Raw genomic sequence first — 18,550 nt, 5'->3', positions numbered from 1 at the left:
TCCTAAGCTAGTGAGGTACACCTATTTTTCTTCCCTTTTGCCTTTTGCCTAAAACCTATAACTTTTGTACCTCAGCAGACTGAAAAACGCTATATTCACCGATCAATCTTCACTAATTACTGTTTACTGATAACTGTTTACTGATTACTGATAACTGACAAACCCCCCACTCCCTTCCAAAAATGCCTTCCCCAGAATCCGCTCCGTTGTTAGCACAACTGCAAAAAAAAGTCAATAGTTTAGATGTACCATTTTATGCACCAGGGCATAAGCAGGGGGAAGGAATCGGGGAAGATTTAAGTAATTTACTGGGAAAAAGCGTCTTTAAAGCCGATTTACCCGAATTACCCGACCTTGATAATTTGTTTGCCCCGACGGGAGTGATTAAAGAAGCGCAAATTTTAGCAGCCGAGACATTTGGGGCAGATAAAAGCTGGTTTTTAGTCAATGGTTCCAGTTGTGGCATTATTGCGGCGATTTTAGCCACTTGCGGCGAGGGAGATAAAATTATTTTAGCGAGAAATATTCATAAATCGGCAATTTCGGGCTTAATTCTCTCCGGAGCGCAACCCATCTTTATCAATCCCGAATATAATCCCACTATCGATCTAAATTTAAATATAAACCCCCAATCCCTCGAAAATGCCCTGAAACTTCATCCCGACGCTAAAGCGGTGATGGTAGTCTCTCCCACCTATCAAGGGGTTTGCTGTGACTTAAAAACTATCGCCCAGATTACCAATCATTATTCTATCCCGCTGCTCGTCGATGAGGCTCACGGGGCGCATTTTGCCTTTCATCCCGATTTACCTCCGGCTGCCCTCTCTCTCGGTGCTGATATGGCTATTCAGTCCACCCATAAGGTTTTGGGGGCCTTAACTCAAGCATCGATGTTACACTTAAAAAGCGATCGCATTAGTTCCGAAAAAGTCGATCGAGCCTTACAATTAGTTCAAACCACTAGCCCTAGTTATTTGCTTCTCGCCTCCCTTGATAGTGCTAGAAAGCAAATGGCGACGCAAGGACTAGATTTACTGAGCAAAACCCTCGATTTAGCCGCTACTGCCCGAAAAGAACTCGATAAAATTCCTAATATCTCTGTTTTAGACTTTCCCCATTCTATCCCGGGTTGTCACTGGTTTGATCGCACTCGTTTAACGGTAATTGTCAAAAATTTTGGCTTAACTGGTTACGAAATAGACGATATTTTGCGAGAAAAATACGCTGTCACCGCAGAATTACCGACTTTCAACCAACTTACTTTTATTATCTCCATCGGCAACCATCGCGAACATATTAATCGCCTCATTGCTGCTTTTCAGTGTCTTAAATCCCCTTCCTCTACCAGTTTACCCCCGACTCCTCCCCCAGTCGCGGGAAATTCGGCTATTTCTCCTAGAAAGGCTTTTTTTGCCCCTACGGAGATAGTATCCCAGAAAAATGCCCTCGATCGTCTTAGCGCTGATGTTATCTGTCCCTATCCCCCCGGTATTCCCGTTTTGATGCCGGGTGAGTTAATTTCTCAGGAAGTCCTCGACTATCTGCAAACTATTTTAGACCTCGGTGGCACGATTACCGGCGGTAGTGATGATAATTTGGCAACTTTCAGGGTTTTAAAATAATCGCAAAATTATCTGATATATTAACCGGAAAAAGGCAGTAATAGCAATTGCTCCAATGGCTGCCATTACGGCAATGATAGCAATTTCAGGAAAACTTAGAGTTCCTTGCAGTTGCGGAATTAACAGGAAAGCGAGGGTAATTACTGCGATAATTGGTAGATCTTTTCCTTCAATCACTTTTTTAAATAATGTCAAAACTAAGCCACCTAAGATCATAAAGGCGATGATAATTCCTACCGAGGGGACTAAGCTATGTAAGGCAATTACTAATAATGTCCCTTCAAATCCTGTAAAGGCAGCATTAGCGAAAGTTTCCCCAAGAGAAAAGCGGGAAGTTTTTCTCATCACTGGAGAAAATGGGGGAATTGGGGAAGGTGGAGGAGATGGGGGAATTGGGGAAGGTGGAGCAGCAGGATTTAAAACGGTTAAAACTTCTCCACAGGATTGAAATCTATCCCGGGGATTTGCTAGTAACATTTTATTGAATACTCGGGCTAAATCTGCACTGATATTAGGGGCGTAATTTTGCCAATTCCATAGCTGTTTTTGCGAATCGTATAGATCATCAGGCTCGCGATTAGTTAAAAGCATAACACAGGTAGCTGCTAGGGCATATAAATCTGTGGATGCTGATACCTGATTGCCTAATTGTTGTTCGGGAGGAGCAAATCCGGCTGAATAAATTGTTGTGGATTTCTCTTGTGTATTACTAGGGTTATTAGTCGCCTGTTTTACTGCCCCAAAATCGAGTAAATAGAGGCGGCCATTTTTAGACTGCATGATGTTAGATGGTTTTATATCCCGGTGAATGGAACCATTTTCATGAATAAATTTGAGGATAAGAAGTAGTTCTTTGAGAATGTTTTTAACTTCACTTTCTTGAAAGGGTTTTTGTTGCTGTTGGAGAATTTCTTCTAAGTTTTTACCGTCGATATATTCCTGGGCCAGATAGAAAAATTGTTCTTCTTCTCCCGTTAATTGATTCTTGACTTTTAAGGGAAAAAAAGCATAGAGATCGGGGATTTGGGGATGTTCTCGTCCTAAATCTTCTAAAACGTGCGCTTCTTGAAAAAATAAATTTTTCGCTTTTTCTAAAGCTTGGGGACTTAAATTACCAGAGGGTTGAAATTGTTTGATTACACATTTAGCTTTTTTGGGACTATAACGATCTACTGCTAAAAATGCCGCACCAAATCCCCCTTGTCCCAATAGACGTTCTGGCAAATAACGTCCCCCCAAAATTAATGGCATCCCGCAAGTAATACAATATTTCTGCTCGATCGAGGTTAAGCGATTGCTATCGTCTAGGTCTAGGCACTGATTACGCGGTCTCGGACAGTGGGGACGCGTGCAAATAACTTCCATAATCACCGTTTCCCGTGGTACTGCTCTTAGTTTAGCTACTACCGGCAATTCGGGTTAAAATTTTTATTCTTGAGAAAGATTTAAAAAGAGGGTTCGTAGGCCGACACGGATTCCCATTATACTACAAGGTTAGCAGAGATTTTGGAGTTTGTCAAGTCTTTGGCTGAAAAAAATTCAGCCAGATAAGGGCGGTTATCGAAAAAATCGGGTCACGCATATCAGCCAAGGCAAGGGTTCTGGCCGCGGCGTTTTGAGGTGCTTGAAAATATTGCTTTTTTTTCTCAAAGGCAGTAAACTCAAATGTATTGTAAATGTATTTCAGATGAATTATGACTCTATACCTAGTAGAGGATGATCAACAAGAAAGGACAAAAGAAGAGGTGAGCGAGATATGGTCGCGCATTGCCAGACTCGCATCAAAATCCCAGGGAGAGTTAATCGAAGCCCTAATCGGTGGAACAGAGGGGCGGTTATTCCTGATTATCAAAGCGATCGATCGCGCCTCCGTCGAACAAGTACTAGAAAACGCTGGGCTAAGTTGGCAACTAATCAAGGAAATGCGCTTGATTGGGCAGGACTTAGCCACTGTGCGAGAGCGCAAAGACAAAGCTAACTATCTAGTACAGTGGAATTTACCCCCGGGGCTAACGATGGAAACTTACCTGCCAGCAATTCTCATTTTGAAAAAAATCAGATAAAATTCTCTTATTTAAATAGAGAACTTGTGTAGAAGCATTATTTTTTGACAGATAATTATCATCCAAAGCTGGAGATAGACAGGTTTTAAGAACTTTGTCCACAAAAAATCGATTTCAACTCATAAATCTGGATGAAATTCTAACAAAATTTTTAGTTTTTTTTATGAACAACTTTCTTTTTTTTCTTCAAGAGTTCTGACATTTTTAACTAGAATTTACTTTTTTAAATGGGACATATTCGGTTAGAATAAATGAGAAAAATTCCGACCAATTCTTAAACCAAATAAATTTTAATAGGGTACGAATATCATTAAAGAAAGAAGTCCTAGTTACTAATAGCTCACGAATCTTTTGATAGGTGTAATTAACTAAATCCAACACGGTATGAAATAAAAAAGCTAGTAAATTTAAAGACAATAAGAACTCGCACAAATGATTCTGACCGTGACCAAAGTTATGCTCTAAATTATAACCGTGATTTTTAAGAACGTTATTGCCTTCATTTTCAACTTTCCATCTGCTACGTCCAGCTTTGACAATTTCTTCGACATTATTTTCCGTGATTTTATGATTAGTTATCCAATTATTTTGGTAGATAGTTTTCTGGGTTTTTTCATTAATAACAGTCACTTCACACCAATTAACTTCGAGACTTGAGTCCCCCTCTCTTAAGGGAACTCTAGAAGCATAACGATAACGATAAATTAGATTTTTTCGTCCATCCCATTGTTTCTTTTCAACGGTCCTAACTTCGCCACTTTTTTCTAAAAATTCTAGCCATTCATATAAAGTTTTATGCGACGTTTCCAAACAAACAAAAATAAAATTATAACCTTGTTTTACCGCTAATTTACAGACAGGTTCGTGAGAATATAAGTCGTCTCCTAAAAGAGTTACAGGATAACCATACTTATTTTTATGATTCCTATTTAACCATCTTTTAACGGCCGCATTTTCACAGTCTTGTTTTTGATGTCCATCTTGTTTTTTAATGAATTCTGGCTCTAAATTAATTACTTGTTTTTGCCTAGGAGAAACTACTATCGGTGTGACACAGCCATGAAAATAAGTTGTAGTTCCATTTCGATGATTACGACAGTTACAATGAGGGCAATTAATTTTCTTGGATGAGAAATATTCTGTGCCATCTAACGCCACTAATATTTCTCCATCTAAGTAGAGAAACTTTTTCAAAACTCCCTTTTCTTTTAACCATTCATAGACTTTTTGAAAAGTCCTAGAGATATTAGATGCTGGCACTGGATCTAACAAATTTCTTATTTGATTATCCCCAGGAATTTTTTTAATTGAAAATAAACTTTCAGCATTATCTTTTCCCTTATTGCTTTTCATTAAACGTTGATGGTCTAAAAAAGACGGCGACTGAGTAAAAAAGACTGAAAATGCAGCCATCACGGCATCTTTTATCTCATATTTTCTATTATTTCCAGGTTTCCTCTCATCGGGTAAATCATCTAATTCTTGATGTAAAAATTGCATTAATTCCGAAATTTCTAGGGTTGCCGCTTTTTGAGCCATCTTGGAATAATTTGACGTGCTGGTGGATTTCTATCTCACCCATTTTACCTTAGCTGACAATAATTATAAATTTTTATTTCCCTTGAATTCCCTATTCTAAAAACAGAACTATCTTCCTGATTTAACCCCGTTCGTTCTCAGCCAACCTCTTTGATTGCTTGAGTATTTATACTTAATTTGTCTAGCCAATTGTTTTTTTTATTGTTCGCCTCTTCTAGAAAATAGTTGCTTCGTACTATATTTTCCCTGCCAAAATCGGGGTTAATGCTCTATTTATTTCAAAATGAGAATTGCTGGTTGAAGCCTTTCTCGCTCGGCAGGTGAACGTTATTCATGTTCTTTTCCCCACCTCGATCTGGATTCGTTACGGGCGCAATTTCCCCGCTAAAATCGTCGCTTGGAACCATACCAACGGTTCAGCCCTCACTGTCCTTCCCGATATTGAAAATCCCAGGGAATTGGGGGGTAAAACGATCGCGGTTCCTTTCTGGTATTCGATTCATAATTTGGTCTTGCAACAACTCTTACAACGTAACGGGCTGAAAATAGTTCGCAAAGCCAAGGACGCGCCGAGCGCTCCTAACGAGGTTAATCTCGTGGTTCTCCCGCCCCCGGATATGGTATCAGCCCTCGCCAATAAGAGCATCGGTGGTTATATCGTGGCGGAACCTTTCAACGCGGCGGCGGAAAATCTAAAAACCGGTAGGGTTCTCCGTTTCACCGGCGATGTCTGGAAGAATCACGCCTGTTGCGTCGTCTTTGTTCACGAGGAGGATATTAAGCAACGGAAACAATGGACGCAGAAGGTGGTAAACGCCCTCGTTAAAGCTCAACTCTGGTCCCGGGGCAATCGCTCGGAAGTGGCCCGGATTCTCTCTAAAGATGGTGGAAAATATACGCCTCACCCGCTGCCGGTATTGCAACGGGCGCTTACTTACTACGATCGCAATTTCTATAAGAAAGACGGAGCAATCCAGAATCCAGCTTGGCAGGTCAACCGGATCGATTTCCAGCCCTATCCTTTCCCTTCCTATACAGAGGAACTGGTACGCCTGCTAAAAACCACTCAGGTGGAAGGAAATACGGATTTTCTCCAAAAACTGCAACCCCGACAGGTGGCCCGGGATCTCGTGGATGATTCTTTTGTCCGTAATGCCTTGCAACAGGTGGGCGGACCGAAAGCTTTCGGCTTACCGAATAATCTCTCCCGCATCGAGACGATCAAGTTTTAAGGATCCGAACCCATGAAGTCACAATCTTTGACCTCCCCGCCAAGAGCTTTACTACCCTTATGGGGTATCGGTTTTGGATTATTGCTCTGGTGGCTATTTACCAGTCCTCTATGGCACTCAAACCCGATTTTAAATGATTTTTCCCCTGAGCGATCTTTTGTCGCTTTATTACGTCTTTTTGTTGGGGGGGGAGATTATGCCCCATATCCTCACCAGTTGCCGCCGGGTTCTTGTGGGCTTGGTTCTCGCTAGTGCCATCGGTGTGCCGTTGGGGGTATTAATCGGGTTGTATCGCTCCCTTGAATCGGCTTTGTCGGCTGTATTTCAATTTCTCCGCATGATCTCGCCCCTTTCTTGGATGCCTTTAGCGGTGATGGTTTTGGGAATTGGTGATCTACCTGTGTATTTTTTGCTGACGGTGGCGGCTATCTGGCCGATCCTTCTCAATACGGCTGCCGGGGTTAACGCGGTTGATCGCTCTTGGTTGACTTTAGCCCGCAGTCTCTGTGCTACCCGAGGGGAAACAGTTTTCCAGATTATTCTGCCTGCGATCCTCTCCCATCTCTTAACTGGTTTTCGTTTGGCTATCGGTATTATCTGGATCGTTCTTGTCCCGGCGGAAATGCTGGGGGTTAGTGCAGGTTTGGGTTATTATATTCTCGATACACGCGATCGACTCGCCTATTCAGAGTTGATGGCGGTGATTCTTGTTATTGGCGCGATTGGTTATCTGCTCGATTGGGGTTTGCGTCTGGCTCATCGCTCTTGGACGCATCAAGATTAGCCTCTTGGTTCAACTATGTGGGAAGGGGGAAGTCTTGGTGCTTTTCTTTAGTTGAAAGAGCGAGCTAGACGATTAACCCCGGTGTGCAATAACTGTTCCAAGCTTTGGCGATCGCTAATGGCTTGAAAATTGATCACAAAACAGGTTAAACCTAGTCCAAAGAGGATAAAAGTGGGGGCCATAACCACACCAATCATTAACCAGGTGGCGACGTGGAGAAACATAGTGACAGCGAACAACAAAGCTAGGGAAGCAATGGGTAAGATTTGACGGGTAGGACGACCAAAATAGAGAAAAAGAACGGTTAAAAGGGTGGTTACTAAGTTAGCGGGTACTAAAAAGGCACAAATCGAGACGCAATAGTGGCGGGAAAATTCAGCGAGAGTATTAAAATCTATCATGAATAGTAGTTTATAAATCCCTAAGTCTTAGCACTGTCGATTGTAGCGGAAAAATTAGATGATTGGGATGAAGGTGACTAAAGGCTGTGGTGCAATAGATTTTCGAGAGGGAGTTAAAACGAGGATCGGGGTATAGGTCATCCAGCTATAATGAAATCTGGAAAATTGACATCCTCGCCGCCCTAAAAGTGCGGCGATTCCTAAACCTCACGATTTAAGTTTCTGCTTCCACCACCGTCGCATACCACAGTTAAAAAACCATGTACTGTCTTACACAGAGTCCACAGACTTTCGCCCCATTTCAGAAGCCCGATTCCGTGTGTCCCACGGTACGTTGACCGCCTATAGCTTCTTGTACTTGTTGCTTAGACTTTTTACCCGGCCAAGCTTTTCTGGTCGGAACCCCCTAAGCCGAGTTTTCAAGGTGCTGCGCCGTCCACTTGGTTTTCGAGACTGGCCTTTTAATTCTAACGTAAAGCCAACCTAGAACGGCGGGGTTTCAGACCCAAAATTTCCGATGACACCGCCGCATCCCGAAAACTTTTACCCCTTGCTAGGTATAATCGATCGCAGGAAGAATTTTATGAGTAAATTTGTCTTTGTCACTGGGGGAGTCGTCTCCAGTATTGGGAAAGGAATTGTCGCTGCTAGTTTGGGAAGATTGTTGAAAAGTCGGGATTATTCCGTCTCAATTCTGAAATTAGACCCCTATATCAACGTGGATCCGGGTACGATGAGTCCTTTTCAACACGGAGAGGTATTTGTCACCGATGATGGGGCCGAAACCGACCTCGACCTTGGCCACTACGAACGTTTTACCGATACGGAACTCTCCCGTCTCAATAGCGTGACTACTGGCTCGATTTATCAAGCGGTATTGAATAAAGAGCGCCGTGGTGCTTATATGGGGGGAACTGTGCAGGTAATTCCCCATATTACCAACGAAATCAAGGAAAGGATTCTCCGGGTGGCCAAAGATACCAACCCCGATATTGTCATCACAGAAATTGGTGGTACGGTGGGAGATATCGAATCCTTGCCTTTTTTAGAAGCAATTAGGCAATTTAGGAAGGATGTGGGTCGAAATAACGTAGTTTATATGCACGTTACCCTAATTCCTTGGATTCCGGCCGCTAAGGAGATGAAAACGAAACCGACGCAACACTCGGTTAAGGAATTAAGATCGATTGGTATTCAACCGGATGTGTTAGTCTGTCGTTGTCATCTACCCCTACAACCGGGGTTAAAAGAAAAACTCTCAGCTTTCTGTGATGTACCGGTAGAATCGGTGATTACTGCTCAGGATGCCAGCAGTATCTACGAAGTGCCTCTTAATCTGGAAAAAGAGGGATTAGCGCAACAAACTCTAGAATTATTAAACCTCAGTCCCCGATACCCCCATCTGGAGGAGTGGGAAAATCTCATCCGACAGATGCAATCCCCCGGTCAAAAATCAGAGATAGCTATTGTTGGTAAATATGTTCAGTTGGGGGATGCTTATCTCTCGGTGGTGGAGGCCCTCAAACACGCTGCTATTGCCCTTAATAGCGAGATAGAATTGCGTTGGGTAAGTGCTGAAGATGTGGATAATGATTCGGCCGAAGCTCATTTAAGCGGTGTTGACGGTATTGTTGTACCAGGTGGTTTTGGTATTAGGGGTGTGGATGGCAAAATTAAGGCGATCGAGTATGCTAGGGTCAATAATATTCCTTTTTTGGGTCTCTGTTTAGGGATGCAGTGTTCGATTATCGAATGGGGTCGCAATGTGGCCCGATTGGAAAGGGCCAATAGTTCCGAATTTGAAGAGGATACACCGAATCCAGTGATTAATTTACTGCCAGAACAGGCAGATGTGGTAGATTTAGGGGGAACAATGCGCTTAGGTCTCTATCCCTGTCGTTTAAATCCCGATAGTCTAGCTTTCTCTCTCTACGGTCAAGAGGTTATCTATGAGCGCCATCGTCACCGTTACGAGTTCAATAATGCCTATCGTAGTCTCTTTTTTGAGACTGGTTATCTGGTGAGTGGCACTTCTCCCGATGGTCGTTTGGTGGAAATTATCGAACTACCAAAACATCCTTTCTTTATTGCTACCCAATTTCATCCCGAATTTCGCTCTCGTCCCAATAAAGCTCATCCTCTCTTTTCTGGTTTCATGAAAGCATCCCTCAAGAGTGCAGAGCAAAAGTTCTCCCTTATTAGTTAGGGTTTGCCGGTTCTATTGGCTCAAAATCTGGTTTTTTGGGGGGAAACCCCCGAAAATTTCCCGTCTTAAACCCAGTTTGGCCTAGGGTTTTCCGAATTGACGTTGATAAACTACTTCTTCCTTGCCAGATTCCAGTTTAATATCCGAGCGAGGATAGGCCACACATAACAAAGCATAGCCTTCTTTTTGCAGGTCGGGGGATAATCCCATGCCCTCACCTTGTTCGACGCTACCCTGGGAAAGTTGAGCGGCGCAGGTAGTACATACGCCCGCATTGCAGGAACTGGGTAAGTCAATCCCCGCATCGTAGGCCGCTTGTAGTATAGTTTGATCTTCCCTAACTTCGATCGTTTGTGTTGTTCCTAAATGGGAAATTTCTACTTTGTAGGTCGTGGTCATAGCTAATGAATGATGCTTTGAACTTCACCTATTTTATCATTCTAGATTGCGGATATAGAGGACAGGGGAGAAATTTTTACCTAATCAGGGTTTCACTGGTCGGGATATGATTGATTGTCATAAAAGATGATAATATACTCAAACTTAGTAACTTTTTCTGGTTATTTACCCTGGCTCTACCGAACCTGTCATGTAAAACTATTAACAACTTATGCTTGTAAAGCTTGTATAGTAAAGCTTTGAATTTTTGTTAGATTGATATTTATCAACTTTAGAGCATTGCTGGACAGAGAGGGAGCTTGGGGAATTTTCTACATTGTAAGTTCGGAAGAACCTTTACCCTGTAGTTCAAAGAAACAAAAGAGAGACATACATTCTCTCTTTTGCTCATGAAAATTATGCCAATTTTCCCATAACCGAGGGGAAGTTATTCTATTTATAATTGGCTCTCGTGTCTTTAACCGCAGCCCAAAAAAATAGGGCTGTTAGTGGCACACTTGCCGCTAGAATTAAGCCAGTGGTGGTATTGCCTAAATCCGGTTCTCCTGAACTAATTTCAAAGACACAACCCACACCAGCGATCGCTGCAATACAGGATAATAACAATAAAACGCCGCTTTTCGGGGTCATCTTCACTCCTCACCTAAATTAACTAATGCCTTTATTTTGTCACTTTCTCGACGGGTTTCACCGCTTGCACGGAAAAACCGTGTTTTTTTAATTCTTCATTGAGTGCCAAATCGTTATCTACTCTATCCACGAACATGACACCATTAAGATGATCCATTTCGTGTTGAATTGCCCGCGCTAGTAAACCGTTAGCTTGCAGTTTTCGCGGTTTCCCCTGTTCATCTTTATAACTCACTTCGATCGCCTGGGGACGGATGACATCTAAAAACACATCGGGAATACTCAAACAACCCTCTTCCGCTTTGCACAATTCCCGACTATAACCGATAATTTGGGGATTAATCAGAATTAGGGGCGTATTTTCCGGTTTATCGGGTTCACAATCGATGACAATCAATTGTTTATTGACTGCTACTTGCGGGGCTGCTAACCCGATACCATTGGCACTATACATAGTTTGCAGCATTTCTCTGGCTAATTGACGAATGCTGTCATCGACTTTAGCAATTCGCTTGGCCGGTTGACGCAGGACTCGATCGCCGAGATAATGCAGTTCTAAAGGGGGTTTTTCTAATTTGCGTTTTTCTACGGTAATAGTGGCGCTCATAAACTTAATTATCGATGGGATGACACAATTTTGATCTTAGTGACTGGTGCTGGGGCATTTCTCCAGAAAAGGGAGAAAAAAGCCGAGACTCTTCATAAAATTTTACACTGATCACAGACATTTCGTCTATATCAGGGAGTGGGAATTATGAATTATGAATTAGGAAATGGGGGAGTGGGGAAGTGGGGGAGTGGGGAGATTTTTCAGTTATCAGTTATCAGTTATCAGTGAGGGAGTGGGGAGATTTTTCAGTTATCAGTAAGCAGTTATCAGTAATCAGTGGGGGAGAAGGGAGAAAAAAGCTGATTGTAACTGGCTACTTATTAGTAATTGGTATTCCTAACCATTGACTTAATTCCGCTGCTAACCATTCAATTTCGGGTTTACTCAGATATTCTTTTGTTTTACTGCTAATAGTATATTCTTTAGTCCCCGCCCAAATAGTTAAAGCCATCGGCACATAAACTTGATCGCCATCGCCATCTTTGGTATGATAACTATCAGCTTTTACCAGTTTATTAATATGTTCCCTTGCCATTTTCTTTTTGCCCGGAAGTGTCAAACCCCAAATTCGCTGAATGGTAACAATTTCTTGACTATCAATAGTGATAATTTCCTCTCCTTTGAGACAATAAATAATCTGATAAAGCATTCCTAAACCCACAAACCAAAAGGGCAAGGAAAAGAGCAGAAAAAACCAACTTATCCACAGAGGAATAGAAATGGCTCCTCCTGTCCATACTAATAAAAAAGCGTTCCAAGCGATAGCAAAGGTTCCAAGATAAATTAATTTAGGGGTAAAACCTTCGGGAGGTAAAGATATTTTAATTTTCTCCTCATTTTTTTGCAACTGTACCCGACTTCCGGCGGGTTTTGCAAGGTTTGAGGAAGTTAATTGCATCTCGTGGAGAGTATTTAAAGCTTGATTTACTGCCTGTGCTGAAACAAATCTTTTCTCGAGACTAGGTTCGATTAACTGCCCTAACCAATGAACAAAAGCAGGGCTTAAATTGGCTAAATTATTTAATTGAATTTTGCCATCTTTTTGGGGTAAATCGGCGGGATGAATGCCTGTAGCTAGATAGATTAAAGTCGCTCCTAAACTGTATAAATCAGAAGCGGCAACGGTGCGACCACCGAATTGTTCTGGGGGCATATAACCGTAGGTTCCGACGATAGTTAAAGTGGACTGTTCCTGTTGAGCAACAGTCTGGACAGAACCAAAATCAATTAAATAAACATTACCGATACTATGACCCGATCGATCTTTTAGTAAAATATTACTAGGTTTCAAATCCCGGTGAATAATTGGCGGGTTAAGTCCATGAAGATAAATTAAAATACCTAGGATAGATTTAGCTAATTCTTGCAGCTCTGATTCACTAAATTTGCGACCGGTTTCTATCTGTTCCTTGAGAGATTTCGCCTCGATATAACTCTGAACAAGAGCAAAACCTTGATAGGTATCGTTGCGAACTTCAAAATAGTCGATATATTCGGGAATCGAGCGACAATCTAGATGTTTAAGAGTTTCGGACTCCCGTTCAAAAAGTTTTAAATCTGTCCATTCAAAATCGGGATTGAAGATTAATAATTTGACGACAACAGTAGTACCCGTTTTGAGATCTTGGGCGAGAAAAGTGCGTCTTCCGGTTTGTTTACCTAACTGATTTTGAATTTGGTATCGATCGCCTAAAATTTGCCCTGGCAGCATACAATGTATTCCTAGGAGAATCCTAATTCTAGATTAATCGAGAAATTTCTAAACTGCAAGCTAAGAAAACGGAAGTTTGACCGAATCATCAAAACTTGGGCTCTTTTGGATTTGGTGGGTAAAATGTATTCTAAGATATAGTCCTGCTGGCGAGGAAGTGGAGGCAACCACAGAGACACAGAGGACACAAAGTATGTAATACTCAACGTATTTATACTATAGCGTTTCCTGTTCGCAAGAGGTACATTGTCGATGGTGAAAAGCTTAATTAGCAAAGGTTTAACTATACCACACAGGTGTGAGAAACGCTATAAATCTGGTTATTAAAAACTGATTATTTATTCCCTCTTTTGCCTCTTGCCGTTCGGCGGTTCGGCTGAGCGTTCGTGTTAGTGAGCCTGTCGAACTACTGAGCGTTCGTGTTAGTGAGCCTGTCGAACTACTGAGCTCGCCGAACGTCCGAAGTCTCACGCCGAAGTCTCACTGTCGAAGCCTGAGCTCACGGCCGAAGCCTGTTGCCTCTCCTCATCACTAGCCTGTACTCAACGGATTTAGTATAAGTTAAACTTATCACACAGAACCTAGAAGAGCCAAACTTGAGCATCTCCGATGATAACTGCCGAGAAATTCAATTATATTGCCCGTTTTTTCCTAATCCTCGGACTAGGTTAAGGGATGTATTTTTTCAGCGCTCGCTATCGTCGTAGTCGTAGGGTGCGTTCCCTAATGTTGCCCCTACTGCTCCACTAATAGATTTTTTTGGGAACGCACCATGCACATTTATTGGAGCTTGCTGAATGATGGCAAAACCCTTTTAAAATAATGCCTCTTAGCTTAACCACTATAAGAATTCATCTTTCTATCGTATTGAGGACGACAGGGACTACCCCAAGCGACCTTTTGAGCGGGAATATCAGCAAATACGCTACTTCTTGCCCCAATAACAACATTAGAGCCAATTTTTACCCCCGGAGCCAAAAAACAATCGGCTGCGATCCATGTACCATTACCAATGAGGATGGGAGTAGTTTTTAAGCCAAAAGAGCGATCGCCCGGATCGTGACTGCCAGTGCAAAGATAGCATTTTTGAGAAATCACACAATGATTGCCGATAGTAACGTTATCTAAACTATAAATCACCACATCATCGCCGATCCAAGTATAATCACCGATCGCTACTTTCCAAGGATAAGTCACCCTAACCGTCGGGCGAATTTTCACCCCAAGGCCGATTTTAGCCCCGAATAGCCGCAAAACAGCGCAGCGAAAGCTATCCATCTGGTGCAAAGTGAGGGGGAAAAGAATTCCCTGTACTAACCACCAAAGTAGGATAATTGGATTAGAACGACCGCGATCGAACCAAGATTGATCGTAGGTACGCAGATCTAGCCACGCTTCCTCATTGGTGCGGATTTCTGGGAACATAGGACCTATTTAATCATTTCTGCGGGTTGAGGTTCCGAGGGTTTAATCGGGGGATTAGTCTGGGCATTAACGTTTAATTTACCGCCAAATTGCCGTAATTCGTACAATTTAACCCCTATTTGGTATTCGTACTGACTCAAAAGACGACCGTAGATATAACCAGCTTTGCCATCCAAGAAACCAAGACGGATAAAATAAAAGATGATAAAGCGCAGTAGCGGTTTAAAGGGCAGTTTTACCCAAATTTTCTTTAAAAAGCGTTTTCTCTGCACTGCATCACCGAACAGGTGCGCTCCGATCGTACCGCTTTCGTCATTACCCGTGAGAATATTGTAATAAACCCGGGCTTCCCAGTTGGAATAACGGTTATGTCTTTCTAACCAATGATAGATATCACGGAAATCGATGTGCAGCATATCATTTTTCAGATAGCCCACCTTGCCATCGAGGATAACGTGTTCGTGAACTTCATTATCTCCTGTGTTGGGGATATCTTCCGTGTTTAAATTCTCGTATCTACCCGACTTATGTTTAAATAAACGCAGATTCCAGTCGGGATACTTGCCACCATAACGGATCCACTGTCCGAGGAAGAAGACGCGACGATTGAGATAATAACCGTTATAGTTGGGATCTCGGATCACGGTGGCGATTTCGTCCCATAGTTCGGGGGTGATTCTCTCATCACAATCGACGATTAATACCCATTCGTTGCGAAAAGGCAGGTTATCAAGGGACCAGTTTTTCTTTTTTGGCCAACGACCGTTAAAATAAAACTGGACTACATTAGCACCATAGTTTGTAGATATTTCGATCGAGCGATCGCTACTTTGGGAATCGACGACAAACACTTCATCAGCCCTAGCAACACTCTCTAAACAAGCGGGAAGGTTAGATTCCTCGTCTTTGGCGGGAATTAACACCGAAACGGGAATTTTTTCTGATTGACTAAACATTGGTACACTGTGGCTAGGTAGAGTGTTCGCATCTTTCCTTAAAACCCTCGGTCACTCAGAAAGCGAGAACTACGACCTAGGATTTTTTTCAATCATACTATACCTTATTCGGTTTTTTCCGTCATTCTCCTGCTCTTCTCCCTAAATTGCTAACTGCGAAATAGACGACTATACTGGGTTTCGTGGTTCATACTGGCAAAACTTAGCCCCCAACTCCAACTGCTCAGGTTTTCATCGGCTAAACTGATCATATCTGCTGTTGCTGTTAATAAACTGGGCTGTAAACCGATCAGAAGCGCTTGTCCTAGGGTTTGTCCAAGGGGAATTAAACGCAGTCCTGCATTGATTAAATTACTTGCCCAACTGTGTAAATAGCCTAAAACCGCTAATTCTTCCCCAATTTGCCAATGACTTGCCCCGATCGCAAAAGCGGTGGCATAATTAGCCTGTTCCGGTAGATCCTCTCTGTCTGGTGCTAACTCCCGCAACAGGTTTAGCAGCGATCGCCCCATTTGCCAGCTTTGCTGTCTTAATTCGGCTGTTTCCCGCGTTGCCGATAACCAATTGTCCCAATAATTAAGTTTTGTAAAATCTTCTTGACAAAAACAGCGATATACCCTTAGTAAAACAGCCGTTTCTAAGCGAATCGAGCCTTGACAAAGCGATCGCTCTAACCAATCATTTAAGCTGGCACTATTGGAGATAATCCCCTTTTCGACGAGGGTTTCTAGCCCTTCGGAATAACTATAAGCCCCAACGGGTAAAATGGGACTAGCCAATTGCAATAAACACAAAATTTCTTTTTGATTGAGCATAGAAAACTGAGAAAATTGTCCTTAACACAACTGGGGAAATGCTTGGCGCTTCGTTATTTAGATCGAGCGGGTAGAAAGCGGCACTTTGTGAATTATACCGTGATTAATAGCCACAATTATCAACTGTTATACTTATGTCCTCACGAGAACAGCATTTTCTGAAAATAAATCTTGTCGTTCTCCTCTTGATTTTAGCTTTGATTGCTGGGGTTGATCGGGTAAAATTACCCTCTAGTCTTTTGTTTTATCCTCCCGCTACTCCCCCAACTCCGATCGCTGGTTTATTAACCCATTCTTTTCAGTTTCTTTGTTGTTTACCTCCGATTGTTTGCCTTTTTAGTTATACTTTATTGTCCCGCAAGACAAGTTTCAATAATTCTGACAATTTTTTACTTGTTTCTGCTATAATAACGGGACTGATTGCCATCAATGAAATCTTCAGAATTCATATCATTCTCCTCTATTTTAATATTCCCAAATTCTTGACTATCTCTGTTTATGCCCTCGCAATTTTGATTTATGGTTTAGTATTTTGGCGGCAAATAACACAAACTTATTACCAAATTTTAATCATTGCTTTAGCACTTTTAACTTTTGCGATCGCTATTGATTTTCTCCATATTAACAATCGAGATTTTGCTAGTCTAAGTGAAGGAATCCCTAAACTGTTAAGCGCAGTGAATCTAGCCAGCTATTTTTGGGATGTATGTTTTCAAGAAATTTCAGCCCAGATCAAGTCAAAATAAATTATCCATTCATCTGTTTAACCAGATGTAAAATTTCGGGAAGAATCAGTTTTTCTAGGGCTAATTTAACGGCATTAGTGGAACCAGGAAGAGAAAAGACTAATAAGTTTTGATAAACCCCAGCTATTGCCCTTGATGCCATGGCACGAGAGCCAATTTCTTGATAACTAAGATAACGAAATAATTCACCAAAACCGGGTAAAGTAATCCTTAATAAAGGTACTAAAGCATCGTATGTAGTATCTCTGGGAGCAATACCCGTCCCCCCATTGAGAATTAAAACTTTTATCCGATTTTGATTGCTAATTTCTGGTAAGATTGCTTGAATTTGTGAGGGTTCATCGGGAATAATTAAGTAGAGAGCGATATCATGACCCGATCGAGTTAGTAACTCTTGAATTATTTGGCCACTTCTATCCGTCTCTGGGGTACGAGTATCGCTCACCGTGACTACGGCACAGGTAAGGTGAAGGGGGGTGGTGTCGGGATGGGGAATAAAGGTCATAATTAGGGTTTGTTGAAGGTTCGAGAAAAACAAGCATTAAGAACAAATGTATGTATTATCTGGTCAGTGCAGTCACCCTAGGATAAAAAACTTAACTTTGGCAAGTATTGCTGATTTTTACTGGTTTTTGGAACTTTTTCGCCAGTAATGGTGACAAGGTAAAAGGATCTTTTAGAGAAGAGATTATCCCAAAATAACAAAATCGAGATTATCATCTAATTGGTATAAATCATGACTGGAATTATGAGTCAACTCAGTCCCCTACAAGCCGAACAAATCAAGGAAATTGGGACTTATTTACGTCAAAAACGAGAAGAAAGCTGCCTGAGCATAGACGATATCGCCGCCCTGACGATGATTAGATTACCAATGCTAGAAGCGTTGGAAACGGGGAATTGGGAGAAATTACCAGAATTAATTTATGTCAAGGGATTTATCAAACGCTACGGTGATGCTCTAAAAATTGATGGTAAAGCTTTAGCCGATCGTTTGTCTCCTAGTGCGGAACAATTAGCTCTAGAGGTAACTATTCCGAAAACACTGCCCAGAAAAGTTACCCCTCTCCCCAAGGCTGAACCCGCTGCCCCGAAAGTGGACCGGGTGAAACCAGAAGAACCAGCCCCAGAAACTAGCCCCCAACCAGCTAAATCGACCTTTTTCGGGATGTATCTCTGGTTAGGCTTGCTGGCGGGCATATTTTGCGGTATCGGCTATCTTTTCCTCCGTCCCCCTCTCTCTAACCCCCCTGCTGTTACTCCCTCTCCTTCGCCCTTGAGTTCCCCCGCACCGGTAGTCCCTCCTACACTGGTAGCCTCTCCTTCCCCTTCTCCTCAGCCAAAAGTTCCTCTCTCAGCCTAGGTAAATATTGAACAGGCCGCTTGGGCAGGGGTGATTGATGCCTCTGGG

The 18,550-nt window shown here is 42.2% G+C and carries 15 protein-coding genes and 3 pseudogenes; 7 read left to right on the top strand and 11 right to left on the bottom strand.

All coding sequences use genetic code 11. The features are described from left to right. Nucleotides 1-182: 182 nt before the first annotated feature. Nucleotides 183-1,622, top strand: coding sequence for an aminotransferase class I/II-fold pyridoxal phosphate-dependent enzyme (locus tag ACE3JL_RS23805; RefSeq protein WP_375328538.1), 1,440 nt, complete (start codon nucleotides 183-185; stop codon nucleotides 1,620-1,622). Here ACE3JL_RS23805 and ACE3JL_RS23800 read toward each other — a convergent pair. Continuing rightward, the gene (locus ACE3JL_RS23800; RefSeq protein ID WP_271991917.1) at nucleotides 1,614-2,987 is read right to left on the bottom strand and encodes a serine/threonine-protein kinase; all 1,374 of its coding nucleotides are present in this window, start codon (nucleotides 2,985-2,987) and stop codon (nucleotides 1,614-1,616) included. The genes ACE3JL_RS23805 and ACE3JL_RS23800 overlap by 9 nt on opposite strands. 329 nt (nucleotides 2,988-3,316) lie before the next feature. Between ACE3JL_RS23800 and ACE3JL_RS23795 the strand changes: the two genes are divergently transcribed. Continuing rightward, nucleotides 3,317-3,685 (top strand): hypothetical protein, encoded by a 369-nt coding sequence (locus tag ACE3JL_RS23795; RefSeq protein ID WP_375328537.1) that lies wholly within the window; start codon nucleotides 3,317-3,319, stop codon nucleotides 3,683-3,685. Between the two features lie 290 nt (nucleotides 3,686-3,975). On the opposite strand, the pseudogene ACE3JL_RS23790 reads toward ACE3JL_RS23795, so the two are convergent. Further along, nucleotides 3,976-5,224, bottom strand: a pseudogene (locus tag ACE3JL_RS23790) (ISNCY family transposase). Between the two features lie 290 nt (nucleotides 5,225-5,514). On the opposite strand from ACE3JL_RS23790, the gene ACE3JL_RS23785 reads away from it, so the two are divergent. Continuing rightward, entirely contained in the window at nucleotides 5,515-6,456 is a 942-nt protein-coding gene (locus tag ACE3JL_RS23785) for an ABC transporter substrate-binding protein (RefSeq protein ID WP_375328536.1), read from the top strand. Between the two features lie 12 nt (nucleotides 6,457-6,468). After that, a pseudogene (locus ACE3JL_RS23780) lies at nucleotides 6,469-7,240 on the top strand (ABC transporter permease). 47 nt (nucleotides 7,241-7,287) lie between these two features. Here ACE3JL_RS23780 and ACE3JL_RS23775 read toward each other — a convergent pair. Further along, nucleotides 7,288-7,641 carry a hypothetical protein gene (locus ACE3JL_RS23775; RefSeq protein ID WP_110580240.1) on the bottom strand — a complete coding sequence of 118 codons (354 nt, stop codon included), beginning with the start codon at nucleotides 7,639-7,641 and terminating at the stop codon, nucleotides 7,288-7,290. Between the two features lie 583 nt (nucleotides 7,642-8,224). Here ACE3JL_RS23775 and ACE3JL_RS23770 point away from each other — a divergent pair. After that, on the top strand, nucleotides 8,225-9,847 hold the full coding sequence (locus ACE3JL_RS23770; RefSeq protein ID WP_375328535.1) for a CTP synthase: 1,623 nt from the start codon (nucleotides 8,225-8,227) through the stop codon (nucleotides 9,845-9,847). A gap of 81 nt (nucleotides 9,848-9,928) precedes the next feature. Here the strand turns inward: ACE3JL_RS23770 and ACE3JL_RS23765 are convergent, their stop codons facing one another. From ACE3JL_RS23765 to ACE3JL_RS23735, 7 genes are all read right to left on the bottom strand, one after another. Next, entirely contained in the window at nucleotides 9,929-10,246 is a 318-nt protein-coding gene (locus tag ACE3JL_RS23765; protein ID WP_002768334.1) for a 2Fe-2S iron-sulfur cluster-binding protein, read from the bottom strand. Nucleotides 10,247-10,678: 432 nt separating this feature from the next. Then, nucleotides 10,679-10,876, bottom strand: a complete 198-nt coding sequence (locus ACE3JL_RS23760) for a hypothetical protein (protein WP_002731987.1) — start codon at nucleotides 10,874-10,876, stop codon at nucleotides 10,679-10,681. 31 nt (nucleotides 10,877-10,907) lie between these two features. After that, entirely contained in the window at nucleotides 10,908-11,483 is a 576-nt protein-coding gene (def, locus tag ACE3JL_RS23755) for a peptide deformylase (RefSeq protein ID WP_271990077.1), read from the bottom strand. Between the two features lie 316 nt (nucleotides 11,484-11,799). Continuing rightward, nucleotides 11,800-13,197, bottom strand: coding sequence for a serine/threonine-protein kinase (locus ACE3JL_RS23750; RefSeq protein ID WP_271990079.1), 1,398 nt, complete (start codon nucleotides 13,195-13,197; stop codon nucleotides 11,800-11,802). Nucleotides 13,198-14,031: 834 nt separating this feature from the next. Further along, nucleotides 14,032-14,622, bottom strand: a complete 591-nt coding sequence (gene hpsU, locus ACE3JL_RS23745) for a hormogonium polysaccharide biosynthesis acetyltransferase HpsU (RefSeq protein ID WP_375328534.1) — start codon at nucleotides 14,620-14,622, stop codon at nucleotides 14,032-14,034. Nucleotides 14,623-14,627: 5 nt separating this feature from the next. Beyond that, nucleotides 14,628-15,578 carry a glycosyltransferase family 2 protein gene (locus ACE3JL_RS23740; RefSeq protein WP_375328533.1) on the bottom strand — a complete coding sequence of 317 codons (951 nt, stop codon included), beginning with the start codon at nucleotides 15,576-15,578 and terminating at the stop codon, nucleotides 14,628-14,630. Nucleotides 15,579-15,727: 149 nt separating this feature from the next. Further along, nucleotides 15,728-16,393, bottom strand: a complete 666-nt coding sequence (locus ACE3JL_RS23735) for an urease accessory protein UreF (RefSeq protein ID WP_375328532.1) — start codon at nucleotides 16,391-16,393, stop codon at nucleotides 15,728-15,730. Between the two features lie 134 nt (nucleotides 16,394-16,527). On the opposite strand from ACE3JL_RS23735, the gene ACE3JL_RS23730 reads away from it, so the two are divergent. Next, nucleotides 16,528-17,139 (top strand): hypothetical protein, encoded by a 612-nt coding sequence (locus ACE3JL_RS23730; RefSeq protein ID WP_375328531.1) that lies wholly within the window; start codon nucleotides 16,528-16,530, stop codon nucleotides 17,137-17,139. A gap of 1 nt (nucleotide 17,140) precedes the next feature. On the opposite strand, the gene ACE3JL_RS23725 is transcribed toward ACE3JL_RS23730, so the two are convergent. Next, a complete protein-coding gene (locus tag ACE3JL_RS23725; RefSeq protein WP_271989397.1) occupies nucleotides 17,141-17,644 on the bottom strand; it encodes a molybdenum cofactor biosynthesis protein B in 504 nt (167 codons plus the stop codon). A gap of 231 nt (nucleotides 17,645-17,875) precedes the next feature. Here ACE3JL_RS23725 and ACE3JL_RS23720 point away from each other — a divergent pair. Further along, nucleotides 17,876-18,499 (top strand): annotated as a pseudogene (locus ACE3JL_RS23720) (helix-turn-helix domain-containing protein); the annotation flags it as partial. Nucleotides 18,500-18,550: the final 51 nt, after the last annotated feature.

It is taken from the genome of Microcystis sp. BLCC-F210 (genome assembly GCF_042134685.1).
Lineage (GTDB): Bacteria > Cyanobacteriota > Cyanobacteriia > Cyanobacteriales > Microcystaceae > Microcystis > Microcystis aeruginosa_D.
This window is presented reverse-complemented; position numbering and strand designations above follow the sequence as displayed.

Excerpts from the sequence above, each read along its gene's own strand:
- ACE3JL_RS23805 (WP_375328538.1), top strand. The coding sequence starts at position 183 with ATGCCTTCCCCAGAATCCGCTCCGTTGTTAGCACAACTGCAAAAAAAA.
- ACE3JL_RS23800 (WP_271991917.1), bottom strand. The coding sequence starts at position 2,987 with ATGGAAGTTATTTGCACGCGTCCCCACTGTCCGAGACCGCGTAATCAG.
- ACE3JL_RS23795 (WP_375328537.1), top strand. The coding sequence starts at position 3,317 with ATGACTCTATACCTAGTAGAGGATGATCAACAAGAAAGGACAAAAGAA.
- ACE3JL_RS23775 (WP_110580240.1), bottom strand. The coding sequence starts at position 7,641 with ATGATAGATTTTAATACTCTCGCTGAATTTTCCCGCCACTATTGCGTC.
- ACE3JL_RS23770 (WP_375328535.1), top strand. The coding sequence starts at position 8,225 with ATGAGTAAATTTGTCTTTGTCACTGGGGGAGTCGTCTCCAGTATTGGG.
- ACE3JL_RS23765 (WP_002768334.1), bottom strand. The coding sequence starts at position 10,246 with ATGACCACGACCTACAAAGTAGAAATTTCCCATTTAGGAACAACACAA.
- ACE3JL_RS23760 (WP_002731987.1), bottom strand. The coding sequence starts at position 10,876 with ATGACCCCGAAAAGCGGCGTTTTATTGTTATTATCCTGTATTGCAGCG.
- def (WP_271990077.1), bottom strand. The coding sequence starts at position 11,483 with ATGAGCGCCACTATTACCGTAGAAAAACGCAAATTAGAAAAACCCCCT.
- ACE3JL_RS23750 (WP_271990079.1), bottom strand. The coding sequence starts at position 13,197 with ATGCTGCCAGGGCAAATTTTAGGCGATCGATACCAAATTCAAAATCAG.
- hpsU (WP_375328534.1), bottom strand. The coding sequence starts at position 14,622 with ATGTTCCCAGAAATCCGCACCAATGAGGAAGCGTGGCTAGATCTGCGT.
- ACE3JL_RS23740 (WP_375328533.1), bottom strand. The coding sequence starts at position 15,578 with ATGTTTAGTCAATCAGAAAAAATTCCCGTTTCGGTGTTAATTCCCGCC.
- ACE3JL_RS23735 (WP_375328532.1), bottom strand. The coding sequence starts at position 16,393 with ATGCTCAATCAAAAAGAAATTTTGTGTTTATTGCAATTGGCTAGTCCC.
- ACE3JL_RS23730 (WP_375328531.1), top strand. The coding sequence starts at position 16,528 with ATGTCCTCACGAGAACAGCATTTTCTGAAAATAAATCTTGTCGTTCTC.
- ACE3JL_RS23725 (WP_271989397.1), bottom strand. The coding sequence starts at position 17,644 with ATGACCTTTATTCCCCATCCCGACACCACCCCCCTTCACCTTACCTGT.